This window comes from Streptomyces sp. CA-181903 (assembly GCF_050937075.1).
Taxonomy (GTDB): domain Bacteria; phylum Actinomycetota; class Actinomycetes; order Streptomycetales; family Streptomycetaceae; genus Streptomyces.
This window is the reverse complement of sequence record NZ_JBNJLY010000001.1, coordinates 6253887-6270072: the sequence shown is the minus strand read 5'-3', so window position 1 is coordinate 6270072 and position 16186 is coordinate 6253887. Positions and strand designations below refer to the sequence as shown.

Genomic DNA, 16186 nt, shown 5'->3' with positions numbered 1-16186 from the left:
CTCAGATTCCTCGCGACAGGACCCCGAAGTACCCGCGCTGGCCCGCCGCGTTGGGGTGGTACGACTCCCAGAACAGCGGTCCGGCCGGGTTGATCCACGGCGCGCCGGAGCAGGCGCCGTGCCCGGCGAAGGCCCGGCGCGCGTCGAGGTAGGTGAACCGCGCGGCCCGGGCGCGGTCGGCGATCACCGCGTCCAGGTGGTCGAGCGCGGAGTCCATCCGCCGGGCGTTCGGCGGGGAGGGGATCAGGCAGGAGGGCGCGCCGAAGAGGTGCGGGTACCCGAGCACCACCACCCGCGCGTGCGGGGCCCGTTGGGCGATCGCGTGGTACGCGGCGTCCAGCCGGTGGGGCAGGGAGCGGTCCATCTCCGCCTCGGCCCGGTCCACCTCCGCGTCGCACGCGCCGAGCAGTCCGACGCTGCAGGCGAGCATGACGCTGGAGTAGCCCACGTCGTTGCCGCCGAGCGTCAGGGTGACGAGACGCACCCCCGGGTCCAGCACCGCGACCTGCTTCCGCAGCACGTCGTCGCTGGTGGCACCCGCGCAGGCGGGGAACCGGAAGTCCCGCACCCCATGGGCGGCGGCCCACAGCGGCCCGTAGGCGCGCGGGCTTCTCAGGCAGAGCCCGCCCGCCGGGTCGTAGGGCCCGGCACCGACGCCGGACGAGAACGAGTCGCCGAGCACGGCGTACGAGACGGGTGGTCCGGCGGCGGCCGGCGGCGGCGCGGACCAGAGCAGGGACGAGGCGACGGCGAGGGCGGCGGCGAACCGGGCGGCACTGAAGGTCGGACGCACAGGATCTCCCTGGGTCGTGGACAGTGCGCCGTTCCTACCACTCCCGCGAGCCCCAAGAGCGGTCAAGCGTGGCCTGATTCACCTCTACGGGTCGCCGGAGTGGGCAGGATGCCTCCATGACGATCACCCTGCGCACCCCGCGACTGACGCTGCGCCGCTGGCGCGAGGACGACCTCGAACCGATGGCGGCCATCAACGGCGATCCGGACGTGATGCGGTGGATCCGGGACGGCTCGGTGCAGGACCGAGCCCAGACGGCCGCGAGCATCGCCGCCTGGGAACGGGAGTGGGAGGAGCAGGGCATCGGCCTCTTCGCGGCCGAACTCCGCGAGGACCGGCGGCTGGCCGGTTTCGTCGGCCTGTCCGTCCCCCGCTACCTGCCGGAGATCCTGCCCGCCGTCGAGATCGGCTGGCGGCTCGGCCGCCCCTTCTGGGGCCGGGGTCTGGCCACCGAAGGCGCCCGCGCCGTCCTGGACTTCGCCCTTCGCGACCGCGGCCTGGCCCGGATCGTCAGCGTGCACGCGGTGGGCAACGACGCGTCGGAGCGCGTCATGCGCAAGCTCGGGATGCGGTGCGAGCGGGAGACGAGACATCCTTTGTCGGGGGCGCCCCTTCGGGTGCACGTGCTGGAGGCTCGGCCGTAGGGAGACGTGCCCCGGTCCTCCCCTTCGCCGAGTCCCGGGCCTGCGCCCCCAGGTCCCGGAATCACGCTCCGCCCGGTTGTCCTCAAACGCCGAACGGCCTGGCTTTTCAGCCTGTTCGGCGTTTGAGGACGCGCGCGCCGCAGACGCGCTCAGGGAGGTGCGGGAAACTGCTCGCGGAGACGGTGAAGTGGGGGTGCCCCCTCTGGGGGATGCCTCCTCTGAGGGGGGTGCTCTTTCTGGGGGTGGGCCGGGGCACCCTCAACCACCCCACCCTCCCCAACCACCGCTCGTGACCGCTTTCCAGCCGTGCCTACCGTGAAAAGGCCGCCCCCGCGGCCACGCCCCTTCTCCCTCGCACGGCAGTGAGCGGGAGGTGCGCCCGTGCGGTGAGTCCGGGCGAGTTCACTGCACGGCGCCGCCCCGCGCCCGCCACGTGCTCTCCGGTCCCGCCACCCCCTCCAGCACCCGGGAGCCGCCGACCGGCAGGTCCCACAGGTCGTTACGGTCCCGGCCCGCCGTCCGCCAGGCGGCGCGCACCCGGCGCAGCGGCTCCATCGGCGGTTCGGCGGACAGCAGGAAAGTGGCCCAGTGCATCGGGGCCATGGCCCGGGCGCCCAGGTCCAGGCAGGCCCGGACGGCCTCCTCCGGATCCGTGTGGACCGGCCCCAGCATCCAGCGCGGCGCGTAGGCGCCGATCGGCAGCAGCGCCACGTCGATGCCCGGGTAACGGGCGCCGATGCGCCCGAACCAGTGGCCGTAGCCGGTGTCGCCGGCGAAGTAGACCCGCCGGCCGTCCGGGGCCGTGAGCACCCAGCCGCCCCACAGTGAGCGGCAGGTGTCGGTGAACGTCCGCTTGCTCCAGTGGTGGGCGGGCACGAAGTCGAAGCGGACGGGCCCGGCGGCGCCCGGCAGTTCGACAGCCTCCCACCAGTCCAGCTCGGTGACCCGGGTGAAGCCGCGCCGCCGCGCCCAGCGGCCGAGACCGGCGGGAAGCAGGAGGTGGGTGTGGCGCGGAAGCCGTTTGAGGGTGGGGGCGTCCAGGTGGTCGTAGTGGTTGTGGCTGATGACGACGGCGTCCACCCGGGGCAGGTCCCCCCAGGGGACGCCCACCGGCGTAATTCTGGGCGGGGTGCCGAGGATCCGCCGGGACCACACCGGGTCGGTGAGGACGGTGAGCCCGCCGACGGCGATCACCCAGCTGGCGTGCCCGGCCCAGGTGACGGCGAGCGCGGCGGCGTTGACGACCGGGGGCGGGCCGGGCGTGACGGGCAGCCCGGGGACCTCCCGCAGCGCCTCGGCACCCGGCCGCAGCATCCCCTCCCGGGCGAGCCGGGCCAGCGCCCGGACGCCGGGCAGCGGCGCGGTGAGCCGGTCGGCGAAGGACCGCGGCCAGGTGCGGACCTCCCCCGTCGGACGCGGTTCCGGGAGGGGGCTCTCGGGTCCCGAGAGGGCGCGCTCGGGTCCCGAGAGGGGGCGCTCAGGTCCCGAGAGGGGGCGCTCGGGTTCCGAAAGGGGGCGCTCAGTCTGCTCGGTCATCGAAGGGCTCCGTTCGGGGGACCGAAGTACCGGCGCGGGGCGGGGGCGGCGGCACGCTCGTCGTCGATGGTCGGGAACCTCGGCTGCCGGCTCGCGTGCCCCGACCCGCTCGCGGGCCCCGGGAGGCTCGCGCGCCCTAGCCGGCCCGCATGCCCTGATCGGCCCGCATGCCGCGGTCGGCCCACGTGCCCCGGCCGGCCTACGCGCCGGTGCCGGCTCACGCACCCCGGCGGCGGGTTCACACGTCTCCCGCACCTTGCCCAGCTCACGTGCCTCACGCTCCCCGGCCGGTCCACACACCTCACGCGCCCCGGTGGTCCCAGGCGCCTCAAGCACCTCGGCCACCTCACATGCCTCGGTCGGCCCACGCGCCGGTACCGGCTCCCCCGTCCGCGCCCGCTCACCTTCCGGTGCCGGCCAGGGCGCGGAACGCCGCTTCCAGGCCGGCCAGCGCCTCGGCGACCTCCGGCAGGGCCGGCGGGTCCGGGGAGTCGAGGGCGCGCTGCCGCGGTTCGTCGCCGGTGCCGAGGAACGGCAGGGCGGAGAGCCGGACGCGCAGCGCGTCCGGGTCGTCCCCGAAGCGGTGGCCTCCGGGGACCGGGTGGCCGAGCACCGCGCCGAGGTGCGCCTCCAGCTCGACGGAGTCCGTGACGCCCCGCCGGGCCAGGCCCGTGCGCAGCTCGCCGAGGTCGGCGTAGAGGTGGGGGCCGGCCTGCGGCGGGCGGGCGAGCGCCCCGGCCGCGGTGATCCGCTCCAGGACGGCGGCGGACATCCGTCCGTAGAGCCGCGCGGCGGTGGCGGTGTGCTCGCGGACGGGGGGCGGTTCGGTCAGCGCCCAGCGGGCGGCGACGGCGACGGGCGGGGCGAGTTCGGCGCGCAGCGCGTCCAGGACGGACGCCACCCGGGCGCGCAGCACGGGCCCGGGACCGGACCTCGGGAACAGGGCGAACGCGGCCGGCCAGGCGGCCGGCAGGAGGGTACCGGCGAGCTCGGTGAGGACCACCACGCGCTCCGGGTACATCTCGGCGGGCCCGACGAAGACGGTGGCGTGCGGGTCATGGCGGACGTCCCGCCATGTCTCGTCGCTGACGACCGTCAGATCCTCGCCGGCCGCGGCCTCGCAGACCTCGTGCACCAGCTCCGGCGGCGCGACCGTGCCGGTGGTGTCGTCGGCGACCGACAGGACGAGGAACCTCGGCCTGCCGCCCTCGGCGCGGATCCTGCGGACGGTCTCCAGCAGGGCGACGGGATCGGGGACGCCGCCGGCCTCGGCGGTGACGGGCACGTGGTACGCCAGCCGGCCGGCGAGCCGGGCGAGCGGCGCGTACCAGGCCGCGCAGGGGCGGGTCAGCAGCACCTCGCCGCCGGCGGAGGCCAGCAGGGCCAGCAGCAGCGGCTGGGCGCCGGGCGCGGCGAGGACGTCGGAACGGTCCGGGTCCGCGCCCGGCCCCCGCCGGGCCCAGTACCCGCAGGCCGCCGCCCGCAGCTCGGGCCCGCCGCCGACGGGCTCGGGCCCGGTCCGGGACGCGGCCTCGGCGAACCGCTCGCGCAGCTCGGCCGGGACGGGCAGCCCGCGCTCGGCGGCGGGGAAGGCGGGAGGAGCAAGGGGCCCGGGGGGCTCGGGGGACGGAGAGGGCTCGGGGGACGCAGGACACCCGGGGGAAGCCGGAGACCCGGGAGAGGCCGGGGGCCCTGGGGAAGCCGCGGCCCCTGGGGATGCGCACGAGTCGCTCTCCTGCATCCTGCGCACCTCCGTCCCGCGGATCACCATCCGCCGCGCCCGCTTGTCCGGCGGAGCTTTTCCGCAGACGTTTTTCCGTCCACCTTCGCAGATCACCGCGGTGCACGGCCGCCTGACACGGGCGGGCGGGTGACGGCCGGACCACGGGACGCGACGGGGCATGGCCGCCGGGGGCGGGCGAAGGGGCGCGGGAGGACCACCATGCCCGACGGGCGGGACGCCCGGGAAGAGGACGGGGGCGCTCCGACCGCAGCGCGCGCCGCTCACGAACTCAGGTTCAAGGAACGGGAGTTCGGCGGCCGAAGGCCGTCTTCCGCACCGCCCCAGGACAACTAGCCTGGCTGCCATGAACATTCTCGGGACTTCGCTAAGGGTGTGCGTCGGCGATCTGGAGGCGGCGATCGCCGTCTACGAACGACTGACCGGCACGGAAGCGGTGCGCTTCCGGCGGGGCGGCGTGGCGGTCGCCGCGGTCGGCTGCTTCTTCCTGATGAGCGGCCCCGAGGCGGAACTGTCGATCCTGCGGAAGATCACCGCGACCATCGCGGTGACGGACGTGGACGAGGCGGTCCGCGACCTGAAGGCGGTCGGCGCGGAGATCATCGCCGGACCGTTGCCGACGCCCATCGGGCGGAATCTGGTGGCTCGGCATCCTGACGGGTCGGTATTCGAGTACGTGGACCGGGCGCGGAGTTGAGGCTTCCGCGCGCGAGCGCCGGGCGGGCCGCGTGCAGCCCGCCCGACGCTTGAGGACGACCGCGCGGAACGCGGTTCCGGGGCCCGGGGCGCCGGCCCCGGGAACCGGCAAAGCGTAGGCGCCCTTTCCGGAGGAGGGACCAAGGAACAGCCCCCCGCAGGGGCTCACCCGAGCACCGGCGGCTCCCCCCACCCGCCTTCAAGGCCCCCCGCAACGCGGCGACCGCCTCACCCCCGATCCGCTCGGCCAGCCGCTCCTCCAGCCGGGCCCGGCACGGACGCCGCCAGTCGATGCACTGCCCGCTCCCCCTCCTCCGTACGCCGCATCATGCGCCGCCAAGCGAACCCGGCTCGGGGACCTGCTCCAACTGGCCGGCGGCGATCAGCCCGTACGCGGCCTGGTGTGCGGTCTGCCGGGTGACGCCCATCCGCCGGGCCGGTTCGGAGACGGTCGCGCTCTCCGGATCCAGCACGGAGAAGAGCTGCACCTGCGCCGGGGACACGGGCGTGCCGCCGGACGCCTCCATGGCGGCCAGCCCCCCCGTCGAACCATCGGCGCCCCACGCCGAGGAGTTGGGAAAGGCTGCGGCGCACCGGTTCCTCACAAGGGACGGAGTCGGGCAAGGGCAACCAGCGAGGGGCGGCGACTTGCCCGCCACCCCCAACCAAGTCAGGCCACCTGACCTTCCCATCCGACGAGGCCGCCCCCGCCCCCACCCCCGGAAAACCCCATGACCATCGAGTACGCCACCCGCTACCGGAAGGCATCACACATACCCGCCGAGCCCGGCACGCCGTACTTCACAGAGAAGGCGGAGGGCGACCGGGCCCACCTCTTCGGCGACCTCATCACCGTCTACACGGGCGGCGAACAGACCGAGAACACCTTCGACTTCTTCACCGTGGAAGGCCCGAAGAGCGACCTCATCCCGGCCCTTGTACACGCCGACACCTACGAGGTCTTCCACGTCACGGCGGGCGCCGTCCGCCTCTTCGTCGAGGACACCGGGGGCCGGCAGCAAGAAAAGCTGCTGACCCCCGGCGACTTCGGCGCACGCGTACCGCATGGAGCGGCACCACAGCCGGGTCGTCGGCGTCACCGCCGGCCCCCGGGGCACGTCCGAGCGGTTCTTCGAACCCCTCGGCGCCCCGCCGACGGGCTCGGCCTGCCGCGCGAGCCCGTCGGCCCGGAGCCCGGGAAGTTCGCCACCGTCCCCGGGCAGTACGACGTCCACTTCCTCCCCGACCACAGGTGGACGACCGGCTGACGGACGCGTCAGGCGAACACAGCCGACGGACACGGCCGACGGGCGCGACTGACGAACGCAGCCGACGGACGCGGTCGACAGACGCGACCGACAGGCGGCGCTCACCCCAAGTGACCTCCGCGAGCGCGGAGTTCCGCAGCAGCCTTGAGATCGCGCAGCCACGCCTCCAGCCCCGTGCGGAGGATCTCGGTGGCCGCAGGCGCGTTCGCCTCCACCTCCGCACCGGCGTGCGTCTCCTCGGTGCTCACCCGGACACCCCCTTGACCGGCGTGAAGTTCCAGACGTGCACGCCGTCGATGCGCAGCCCCTCCCCCACCGCCGGCCCGGTCCACCGCAGGCAGGAACCGCGGCGGAGCTGCTCGACGGTCGAGGTGATCTCCAGACTGGTGGCGGGGGTCGAAGGATTGGGCGGGATCGGCGTCGTCCAGCGGAACGCCGAACCCGTCCGGAACGGGCCGTCGTCGAGCCGCTCCATGCTCGCGACGGCCCCCTGCCAGGACGGCCACCGCTCCACGTCGGTCTGCAGCTTCCAGACGGTGCGCAGCGGCGCGTGGATCACGGCCTCCGTCCGATGGCGGACGACGGCGCGGGGGTCGACGCCTTTCCCCCGGCAGGCGAGGGACCCGGTGGGGCGGGAGGGGGCGGCCCCGGCCGGTGCGGCGGTCGCGCCGAGGACGACGGCGGCGAGGAACAGGGCGGCGGTACGGACACGGGCGCTGATGAAGCCGGACATGGCACTCCCCATGGCAGGACGGATCAGACCGATCGACGAACTAGGGGCTCACACGTTCGTTAGAAGGTATAACGCCACGCGCAGGGAAGGGCAATAGCCGACGTGATACCTTCTAACGGACGCTCAACTCCCCAACTACACCGGCACGGAGGGGCTACAGCGCATGACGGCGGAGGGGAATCAGCCCGTGACGGAGGCAGCCGCAGGCTCCCCCCGCGAGCGCTACCGCGCGCAGGTACGCGCCGAGATCAAGCAGCACGCCTGGCAGCAGATCGCCACGGCCGGCGCCTCCGCGCTCTCCCTCAACGCCATCGCCAAGCGGATGGGCATGAGCGGCCCCGCGCTCTACCGCTACTTCGCCGGCCGGGACGAACTGATCACCGAACTCGTCCGGGACGCGTACCGCGGCCTCGCCGACACGATCCGCGCCGCCTCCGGGGCCGGACCGGCCGGTCCCGCCCACGCTCTGCGCGCCTGGGCTCTGGAGGATCCTCAGCGGTACCTGCTCATCTTCGGCACCCCCGTGCCCGGTTACCGGGCGCCGGAAGACATCACCGGGATCTCCGACGAGATCATGGCCGTCCTGCTCGACGCGTGCGCGCCGCTCGACTCCGAGGACGCGCCAGCGACCCCGTTCGGCGCCCACCTGGCGGAACACCGCGCCTGGGCCGGCGACCACCCCGCCCCGCCCGCCGCCCTCCACCGGGCCCTGGCCCTCTGGACGCGGCTGCACGGCGTCCTGTCACTCGAACTCTCCGGCCACTTCGCGGCCATGGGCTTCGACCCGGCCCTCCTCTACGCGGCCGAACTGGAGGATTCGCTGCGCCCCCGGCCCTGACCCGCCCCGCCCCATCCCTCACCTCACCCATCCCCACCTCACCCCTCCCGCAGCACGCCGCCGACGACCGCCGCGACGGTCCTGCGCACCGCGGCCGCCCCGGGCGGCGGGCCCGTACGGTCGGCGAAGAGCAGGTGCGCCGCCCCGATGAGCGTCGGGGCGAGGACCTCGACGTCGGCGTCGGGCGCGAGCCGGCCGAGTCGGCGCTCGGCGGCGAGGTACGAGGCGAGCACGGCCGCCGCGTCCGTCAGGAGCGGGACACCGGTGGGCCGTTCGCGGCGCAGCCGGGCCCGCAGCCCGTCCCGGGAGGTGACGAGCCCGACGATCGCCACCGCGACCGTCTCGAACAGCCCGGTGAGCGCGTCGGCGAGGCGGCCGGTGAGGTCGCCCGTCCCGGCGGAGGCGCGCAGGACGGCGCCCTGCTCCTCGATCCGCCGGACGCGGTCCAGCACGAGCTCGGCGAGGAACGCGTCGAAGTCCGCGAAGTGCCGGTGCAGGACGCCCTTGGCACACCCCGCCTCGGCGGTGACCGCCCTGCTGGTCAGCGCGGAGGGCCCGTCCCGGAGCAGGACCCGTTCCGCCGCGTCGAACAGCTGCTCCCGCGCATCCCGCATGGCCACGCCCGTCGGCATCGCGCACCATTCCCTTTCCGCTTCCGCTCCGGTCGACCCCCTGACGAGTGGGCGCTCGCCCACTAGAGTGGGCACATGCCCACTCCCTTGCCCGAGGGAGCACATCCCTCACCTCACGCGCCCCATCTTGCCCGCCGCATCGCGGAGTCGTTCGGCATGGACCCCGAGCGCTACGACCGGACGCGCCCCCGCTATCCCGTCGCGCTGATCCGCCGCATCACCGCCGCGAACTCCGGCCACCGCGAGGTACGCGGGCTCCCCGACGCCCTCGACACCCCCGGCACCCTCGTAACCCCCGACGCCCCCGATACCTTCGACGTCCTCGACGTCCTCGACGTCGGCACCGGAACCGGCATCGTCGCCCGGCAGTTCCGCGCGGCCGGCCACCGCGTGCTCGGCGTCGAGGCCGATGACCGGATGGCCGCCTGGGCGCGGCGCGGCGGACTCACCGTGGAGACCGCCACCTTCGAGACCTGGGACCCCGCCGGCCGGGCCTTCGACGCCGTCGTCTCCGGCCAGTCCTGGCACTGGATCGACCCCGCCGCCGGCGCGGCGAAGGCCGCCGAAGCGCTGCGGCCGGGCGGCCGGCTGGCCGTGTTCTGGAACGTGGCCCTGCCGTCGCCCGAGGTGGCGGAGACGTTCGCCGCGGTCTACGACCGGCTGCTGCCCGGTTCGCTCGCCGCCCGCCAGTGGACGGCCGGCCCCGCCCCTACGAGCCGCTCTGCGCGCGGGCGGCCGACGGCGTCCGGGGCACGGGCGCGTTCGGCCCGCCGGAGCGGTGGCGGTTCGGCTGGGAGCGGACGTACACCCGGGACGAGTGGCTGGATCAACTGCCCACCACGGGCGGCCACACCGGTCTCGCGCCGGAGGTTCTGGAACGGGTGCTGGCCGGCGTCGGCGCGGCTGTCGACGGGATGGGGGGATCGTTCACGCTGCGGTACGCGACTGTGGCGGTCACGGCCAACCGCACCTGACACCTCGCCAACCACCTGCTGCCGCTTGCCGCGCCGACTGAAGATCCACTAAAGTCGGCCGCGTGACTGCCGGGTCGGCCATGTGCCATACACGAGCAGGGTTCCCGGCCTCGGAGTGAGTGCGAGGCGGGTGAGAGCCCCGCCTTCCTTTCCGCGTCTTCCGTTCCACGGGCGCCTGTTGTGGCGCCACCGCGCATCCATGCGCGCATCGTCGCGCATCAGCGAATCCAAGACACGGAGAAACACACCACCCATGCCGAACACACCGCAGCCCTCGCACGCCCCCGGGGGCGAGCCCGTCACGTCCGTCATCCAGCTGAACCACACCGCCATCTACGCCGCGGACCGCCGGCGGTCGGCGGAGTTCCTCGCCGGCATCCTGGGTCTCGAAGTCGGGTCGCCCTTCGGCCCGTTCCTCCCCGTCGACCTCGGCAACGGGGTGACGCTCGACTACTGCGAGAAGCGCGACGAGCCGATCCAGCCGCAGCACTACGCGTTCCTCGTGCCGGAGGAGGGGTTCGACGGCATGATCGACCGGCTGGAGGCGCTGGGGGTCACCTACTACGCCGATCCGCACCACACCGAACCGGGCCGGGTCAACGGCTGGTTCGGCGGCCGCGGCGCGTACTTCGAGGACCCGTCGGGCCACAACATGGAGATCATGACCCGCCCCTACGTCCGCCCGTAGCGGCGGGCCCGACACCGGCTACGCGGATCCCCTTATCTACTCGGGTACCGCGTACTCGACTACCGCTCAGACGCCGGCAGGACGGCGTGGCTCACGCCACATGCCCCACAGCGTGGGCCCGCCGCCCGGCAGCACCATCTCCTCGCGCACGGTGAAACCGAAGTGCTCGTAGACGGGGATGTTGGACTCCTTGGAGGACTCCAGATAGGTGGGCATGCCCGAGGCGTCGGCCTTGGCCAGCCCGGAACGCAGCAGGGCGGACCCCTGTCCCTGCCCCTGGACGGCCGGGTCGGCACCGATCAACGCCAGGGACCAGTGCGGCTCCTGGGGCGTGTGCCGGGCGGCCGTCTCGACGGCCTCGCCGAACAGCCCGGCCCGGTCCCCGAGCAGCGCCACCAGCTCCTGAATGGTCTCCGCATCAGGCACAGCCTTCTCCTGCGCCTCCGGCGCCACCCAAAACGCGGCGGCGTCCGCGGTGCGCTCGCACACACCGTTGAGCACGTACTGCCGGCTGAAAATCGTCGAGAAGTAGGCGGTCAACGACGCCTCGCGCGAGGATTCCTCGGGGAAGAACCAGCGCATCATCGGGTCGTCGTCGAAGGCACGGGCCAGACAGCGGCTGATCGAATCGGCATCGTCGATGACCGCCGCCGTCGGCGTGTTCGTTATCGGCATACGTGCATTGTGCATCCAGCGATCTTGGTCGCTGGGACGGGGGTGCCACTTCGCAGGACGGGCCGACGCATCACCCCCGTCGCGTGCTTGAGGGCAAGCGGGCGAGGCCGCTTTCGCCCGAGGCACGAGCCCTCCCGCGGAAACGGTGGAAGAGCGGGGCAAGGGCGACGAAAACCGCACCGCCACAGGCTCGTTATGTCGAGCTCACCGCACCGAAGCGGCCCGCTCGGTGAGCTGCCGGGCCCCGACCCGCCGCCGGCCTCGCCACCGGCCCCGACGGTCACCTGAACGAGCGATGTTCACCCCACTCCCCCGGCGTCACACTCGGAGGCGGGCGGTGCGCATCCGTACGCATCGCAGGGTGAAGGAGGACCGTGATGTCCCTTGTGACGAAACGTGGTTGGTCCGCCGCCGGCGCGGCGGCCCTGCTCCTGGCCGCCACGGCCGCGCTGCCGGCCACCGCGGGCGGCGCCGCCGCCGCCCGCGCCGCTCCCGCTCCGCTGGCGACCGTCAACTGCGCGGGTTCGATCACCGTGAACGTGCACCCCGCCAACGGCGCCGTGGACGGCAAGAGCGGCAGCGGCTTCCGCTGTGCGACGCCCGATCAGTCCTTCCCGGCCGTGCTGACGATCTCCGGCTCGGTGACCGCCAGTGGCGATCTCTTCTTCACCACGAGAACCACCGACAGCCTCAAGCGGTCGGACACCGGCCAGGTCATCCGCTTCTCCATCGACCGCCGCTTCGACCGGGGCAACCCCGGAGCCTCCGGCAACGCCACCGAACGCGGCTCCGGCGGCCAGGCCAACGACTCCGGGACGGGCCTCTTCGGCACCGGGACGGGCCTGGTCACCTTCGTCATCAACAGCAACTACCTGCTCGACGTCCACACGTGAGGTCGGGGCCCGGGCACCCTCCCCGGGCACGACCGGCCCCCTCACCCTCACCCCGCCGCGACGGCCCCCTCACCCCGGCACAGCCGCCCCCTGCCCCCGCCCGGCCGCCACCTCCCGCAGCAACTCGGCGGCCACCCGAGCCCCGTCCCCCCGGACAGTCCCCGCCACCGCCCGCGCCCGCGCGCCGGTTTCGGGTGCCAGCGCCGTGTCGAGCGCGGCGGACAGCGACTCGGCGGTCGGTGCCGGCCCGCCGTGGCCGTGCACCGCGCCGATGCCCAACTCGGCGACGCGGGCACCCCAGTAGGGCTGGTCCGCGATCAGCGGAACCACCACCTGCGGCGCTCCGGCCCGCGCCGCCGTCGTCGTGGTGCCCGCGCCGCCGTGGTGCACGACGGCGGCCACCCGGCGGAACAGCGCCTGCTGGTTGACCTCGCCGACGACGAAGCAGTCGTCGGCGTCGTCCACCGCGGCCAGGCCGGCCCAGCCGCGGCCGAAGAGGACGCGGCGCCCCCGCGCCCGGCACGCCTCGACGGCCACCCGGGCGATGCCCTCCGGGGCGTGCGCGGCCATGCTGCCGAAGCCCACGTACACCGGCGGCTCGCCCGCGTCCAGGGATTTTTCCAGGTCGTCCGGGAGCGGGCGGTCGTCGGGCAGGATCCACGGGCCCGTCCGCACGGGGTCGTAGTCCGTCATGCCCTCCGACGGACACAGCGTCGGGTCCGCCGCGAGCCACGGCCGGCCGGTGAAGACGTGGTCGCGGACGTTGTCGACGGGCGGCAGGCCGAGCGCCGCCCGGTGGGTGGCGAGCGCCTCGCCGTAAAGGGCGTTCACGCGCTCGGCGTCCTGCCGCCAGAGCACGCGGAGGTCGGTCTCGCCCTCGGGGACGGCGTGCCGGGCCGCGCGCCGGGGCGGAAGTGGGGCGACGGCAGCCCGAAGAGGTGCAAGCTCGCGTACACGTAGCCGATGCCGAGCTTTTCGGCCACGTCCCGCGCCCCCGCCGGCATCAGGCCGGTGGCCAGGATGACGTCACAGCCCTCGGCCGCCGCGGTGAGCGCCTCGAAGCGGGCGGCGACGAGCGCGGGGGCGAGCCGGAACGCGTCCTCGCGCGTCGGCGGCCGGGTGCCGGACACCACCGGCCGTACCGCCGGCCCCATCGGCACCACCTGCGCCCCGGCCCGCTCCAGCAGCACCGCGAACTCCCTGTCCGGCGGCGCACAGACGCGCGCCTCCCCACCGATGTCCCGCACCGCGGCCGCCAGTCCCGCGATCGGTTCGACGTCCCCGCGTGATCCCCATGTCGTGAGCAGCACTCGCATGTCCATGGCCCCCATGTCCGTTCGATCCGGCTTCGGCCGCTGATTGTGGGGGCTGGTAGGGGTCTTGCCGCAAGCCCCCTGGTGGGTTATATGTTGAGAGTGGCGAGGAGTGTCCTTTCTCCACGCCTTCATTCCCTTCCCCCCTGCGCGTCGCTGTCGAGTGTCAGCCGTGCTCCGGCCCGCGCCGCCGAGCGAGCCCCAGGTCGAGGGCGGTCTCCAAGTGAGTGGTGTGGCCGGTGGTCAGGAGGATCAGCACGCCGCCCTGGATGCCGGCTGGCAGGGCCGCCGGCCTCGCGGTCTGCGTCCGCCCCGGGCGCGAAGTCGCCCGCCTCCCGCGTGCGACGGATGCCGGCGGCGAGCTGCTCCTGCCACTGCCGCAGCAGTTCGCCGGCCACGGTCCGCTGGGCCCCGCCGGCCGCGCCGGCCTCCTTCGCGGCTCGGGGCTGCCGTGCTGTTCCATGCGGATCGCGTGCGTGGGTGGTGACGCCTTTCTACGGCGGGCGGCCCCGAAGCCGGGGGGAACGACCAGACCGTAGGCAGGCGAAACTGGACCGGCAAGGCCAAGTCCGCGCCGCTTCCGCAGGGGAGAGAACGCCCGGGACCGCACGTCGACGTCCCCGACTCGAAGAGTCCCCGACTTCAAGGTGCCCCGGCTTGAAGAGTCCCGACTTCGAAGCACCCCGGCTTGAAGCCCCCCACGTCAAAGCACCCCGGCTTGACGACCTTGCCCGACAGGACGGCGACGACATCCGGCCCGGTCAGCGACGCGAACGATCCGCCCGCCGCTGCCGCAGGACGGTGATCGTGCGCTCGCACCAGTCGCGGTTGCCCTGTTCGAAGGCGAGGCCGCGCAGGCAGGTGAGGTACGGGCCGACGCGGTCGCCGTGGCGGAGGAAGTCCTCCTCCGTGCGGTCACCGCGCATGCCGGCCAGCAGTCGGCCGAAGAGATCGATCTTGGCTTGGGCGAAGGCGGCCCGCTCGGCGAGTTGGACGATCAGCGCGTCGGTGCCGACCTCGTCGGCGGCCTGGACCTTGACGAGCAGATCGTCGCGGATGAAGGAGGGCTTCGCGGAAGCGGCCGCGAACGCCTCCAGTTCGGCGCGCCCGTCCTCGGTCACCCTGAAGAGCCGCTTGGTGGGGCGGGTTTCCTGCACCACCTCCCGGCCCGCCACGAGCCGGTCCTTCTCCAGGCGGCTCAACTCGGCGTAGACCTGCTGCGGTTTGGCGTGCCAGAAGTTCGCCACGCCGAGGTCGAACGCCTTGGTCAGCTCGTACCCGCTGAGTTCCCCCTCCAGCAGGGCCGCCAGCACGGCGTGCCGTAGCGCCATCGGGTCGCCTCCTCCGTCTCCGCGCCGATGCCCCTGTCGCGGGGCGCGTGAGCATGGTACTCATGAACATGAGTAATCACATTCATGAGTACCGGGAGCGTGAGCCAGGCATGACCACCGCCGAACGATTCCGCGCCGCCGTCGACAACCGCGACCTGGCGGCCCTGGACGACCTGTTCACCGAGGACATCCGCTTCTACAGCCCCGTCAAGTTCACTCCCTTCGAGGGCAAACCGATGGTGCTCCGCCTCTTCGGCGTCCTCCTGCGCACCTTCCAGGACTTCCGCTACATCGGCGACCACACGGGCACCGCGCACACCAGCGCCGACGGCACCCCGGCCCCGTCGGCGGTGCTGCTCTTCCGCGCCACGGCGGGCGGCAAGGAGATCCACGGGATCGACCTGCTGCACTTCGACGAGGACGGCCGGATCAAGGAGTTCACCGTCATGGTCCGTCCCCAGTCGGCGGTCCTCGCGCTCGGCGAGGCGGTCCACACCGGCCTGGTCGCGGATGCCGGCCGGTAGGCCCCCCGAGCGACCCCGACGCGTTCAGACCGCGCAACCCGCCGTGCAACCCCGCCCGCCGGCCTCGAGCCCCTCTTCGAGCGCGCTCTCGACGACATTATGGCCGCTCTGGGCGTCGCGGACGTACCCGCACCTCGCAGGTGTGGCCCTCGTGCGGCTGGTCGTTGAACTGCCAGGACAGGCCGTAGCGGTTGACGGGCGGGCTGGGGATCACCTGCTCCCAGGCGGCGTCGGCGTCGCTCGTGACGTCGCGCCACTGCGGGTCGTAGTCGTGCGCGCCGAAGACCTTCGGCCAGGTCACGGTCACGCCCTGCCCGGTGCCGTCGAACGTCGGCGTCTCCGGGGCGGCGATGTCGTACGGCATGACGGCCCCGGGTTCCTTGGGGGCCTCGGCACCGATGCCGAACCGGTCGTGCAGGGCGGTCCCGAAGGCGCGGGCGATGCGGTACTCGCCGAGCGCGTTGGGGTGCAGCCCGTCGTAGGTGGACGCGCAGGTGGTGGCGTTCGGGTCGCAGCCGTAGGCCCCGTCGAAGTCGACGAGCACGATCGGGGAGGCGCCGGTGGACCAGGTCGGGACCGCCTTGGCGAGGGTGCCGTGTGGTAATCGGTGGTGCGCTGGGGCAGTTGGGGGTTGGCCGAGCCGAGTGTGGTGCGGTGGGGCACGTTGGCCACGACGATCCGCACGTTCGGGTTGACCGTCCGGCCGTTGTCGATGAGACGTTTCATGGTGGGGACGAGGTCGGCCCCTGCCCCGGGCCATCCGATGTCGTTGAAGCCGAGTTCGACGAGGAGCATGCCGGGGAGTTGCTCGCGTTCCTTGAGCCCGTTCATGACGGAGGCGATGGTGTCGGCGCTCCGGCCGAGCTGCCGGCCCCACATCGCGTAGTGCGCCGCGCCGTTCGCGAGG

15 protein-coding genes and 3 pseudogenes are annotated in these 16186 nt (G+C 73.7%); 8 read left to right on the top strand and 10 right to left on the bottom strand.

Annotated features, from left to right (window positions below):
• Position 1 precedes the first annotated feature (1 nt).
• Positions 2-793, bottom strand: coding sequence for an SGNH/GDSL hydrolase family protein (locus ACQEVS_RS27915; RefSeq protein ID WP_433024698.1), 792 nt, complete (start codon positions 791-793; stop codon positions 2-4).
• Between the two features lie 116 nt (positions 794-909).
• Between ACQEVS_RS27915 and ACQEVS_RS27910 the strand changes: the two genes are divergently transcribed.
• Positions 910-1437 carry a GNAT family N-acetyltransferase gene (locus ACQEVS_RS27910; protein ID WP_433024695.1) on the top strand — a complete coding sequence of 176 codons (528 nt, stop codon included), beginning with the start codon at positions 910-912 and terminating at the stop codon, positions 1435-1437.
• A 402-nt stretch (positions 1438-1839) separates the two neighbouring features.
• On the opposite strand, the gene ACQEVS_RS27905 is transcribed toward ACQEVS_RS27910, so the two are convergent.
• Together ACQEVS_RS27905 and ACQEVS_RS27900 are read right to left on the bottom strand one after the other, a co-directional pair.
• Positions 1840-2973, bottom strand: coding sequence for an MBL fold metallo-hydrolase (locus ACQEVS_RS27905; RefSeq protein WP_433024692.1), 1134 nt, complete (start codon positions 2971-2973; stop codon positions 1840-1842).
• A gap of 400 nt (positions 2974-3373) precedes the next feature.
• Positions 3374-4714: a pyridoxal phosphate-dependent aminotransferase gene (locus ACQEVS_RS27900; RefSeq protein WP_433024689.1), complete on the bottom strand. Its 1341-nt coding sequence runs from the start codon at positions 4712-4714 to the stop codon at positions 3374-3376.
• A 346-nt stretch (positions 4715-5060) separates the two neighbouring features.
• Between ACQEVS_RS27900 and ACQEVS_RS27895 the strand changes: the two genes are divergently transcribed.
• On the top strand, positions 5061-5411 hold the full coding sequence (locus ACQEVS_RS27895) for a VOC family protein (RefSeq protein ID WP_433024686.1): 351 nt from the start codon (positions 5061-5063) through the stop codon (positions 5409-5411).
• 325 nt (positions 5412-5736) lie between these two features.
• Here ACQEVS_RS27895 and ACQEVS_RS27890 read toward each other — a convergent pair whose 3' ends face one another.
• Entirely contained in the window at positions 5737-5937 is a 201-nt protein-coding gene (locus ACQEVS_RS27890) for a MarR family transcriptional regulator (RefSeq protein WP_433024683.1), read from the bottom strand.
• A gap of 204 nt (positions 5938-6141) precedes the next feature.
• On the opposite strand from ACQEVS_RS27890, the gene ACQEVS_RS27885 reads away from it, so the two are divergent.
• Positions 6142-6678: a quercetin 2,3-dioxygenase gene (locus tag ACQEVS_RS27885; RefSeq protein ID WP_433024681.1), complete on the top strand. Its 537-nt coding sequence runs from the start codon at positions 6142-6144 to the stop codon at positions 6676-6678.
• A gap of 101 nt (positions 6679-6779) precedes the next feature.
• Here ACQEVS_RS27885 and ACQEVS_RS27880 read toward each other — a convergent pair.
• A pseudogene (locus ACQEVS_RS27880) lies at positions 6780-7411 on the bottom strand (SRPBCC family protein).
• A gap of 163 nt (positions 7412-7574) precedes the next feature.
• Here ACQEVS_RS27880 and ACQEVS_RS27875 point away from each other — a divergent pair.
• Complete coding sequence (locus ACQEVS_RS27875) at positions 7575-8249, top strand: TetR/AcrR family transcriptional regulator (protein WP_433024679.1); 675 nt, start codon at positions 7575-7577, stop codon at positions 8247-8249.
• A gap of 38 nt (positions 8250-8287) precedes the next feature.
• Here ACQEVS_RS27875 and ACQEVS_RS27870 read toward each other — a convergent pair whose 3' ends face one another.
• Positions 8288-8881 carry a TetR/AcrR family transcriptional regulator gene (locus ACQEVS_RS27870; RefSeq protein ID WP_433024677.1) on the bottom strand — a complete coding sequence of 198 codons (594 nt, stop codon included), beginning with the start codon at positions 8879-8881 and terminating at the stop codon, positions 8288-8290.
• Positions 8882-9019: 138 nt separating this feature from the next.
• Here ACQEVS_RS27870 and ACQEVS_RS27865 point away from each other — a divergent pair.
• A pseudogene (locus ACQEVS_RS27865) lies at positions 9020-9855 on the top strand (class I SAM-dependent methyltransferase).
• Between the two features lie 253 nt (positions 9856-10108).
• Positions 10109-10543 carry a VOC family protein gene (locus tag ACQEVS_RS27860; RefSeq protein ID WP_433024675.1) on the top strand — a complete coding sequence of 145 codons (435 nt, stop codon included), beginning with the start codon at positions 10109-10111 and terminating at the stop codon, positions 10541-10543.
• A gap of 66 nt (positions 10544-10609) precedes the next feature.
• Here the strand turns inward: ACQEVS_RS27860 and ACQEVS_RS27855 are convergent, their stop codons facing one another.
• Positions 10610-11218: a GNAT family N-acetyltransferase gene (locus ACQEVS_RS27855; protein WP_433024673.1), complete on the bottom strand. Its 609-nt coding sequence runs from the start codon at positions 11216-11218 to the stop codon at positions 10610-10612.
• Between the two features lie 377 nt (positions 11219-11595).
• Here ACQEVS_RS27855 and ACQEVS_RS27850 point away from each other — a divergent pair, with 377 nt between their 5' ends.
• Complete coding sequence (locus tag ACQEVS_RS27850) at positions 11596-12111, top strand: hypothetical protein (protein ID WP_433024671.1); 516 nt, start codon at positions 11596-11598, stop codon at positions 12109-12111.
• Positions 12112-12180: 69 nt separating this feature from the next.
• Here the strand turns inward: ACQEVS_RS27850 and ACQEVS_RS27845 are convergent.
• Positions 12181-13427 (bottom strand): annotated as a pseudogene (locus ACQEVS_RS27845) (glycosyltransferase).
• 758 nt (positions 13428-14185) lie between these two features.
• Positions 14186-14755, bottom strand: coding sequence for a PadR family transcriptional regulator (locus tag ACQEVS_RS27840; RefSeq protein WP_433024669.1), 570 nt, complete (start codon positions 14753-14755; stop codon positions 14186-14188).
• Between the two features lie 110 nt (positions 14756-14865).
• Between ACQEVS_RS27840 and ACQEVS_RS27835 the strand changes: the two genes are divergently transcribed.
• A complete protein-coding gene (locus ACQEVS_RS27835) occupies positions 14866-15279 on the top strand; it encodes a nuclear transport factor 2 family protein (RefSeq protein WP_433027964.1) in 414 nt (137 codons plus the stop codon).
• Positions 15280-15376: 97 nt separating this feature from the next.
• Here the strand turns inward: ACQEVS_RS27835 and ACQEVS_RS27830 are convergent, their stop codons facing one another.
• On the bottom strand, positions 15377-15823 hold the full coding sequence (locus ACQEVS_RS27830) for a hypothetical protein (protein WP_433024666.1): 447 nt from the start codon (positions 15821-15823) through the stop codon (positions 15377-15379).
• Positions 15824-16186 lie beyond the last annotated feature (363 nt).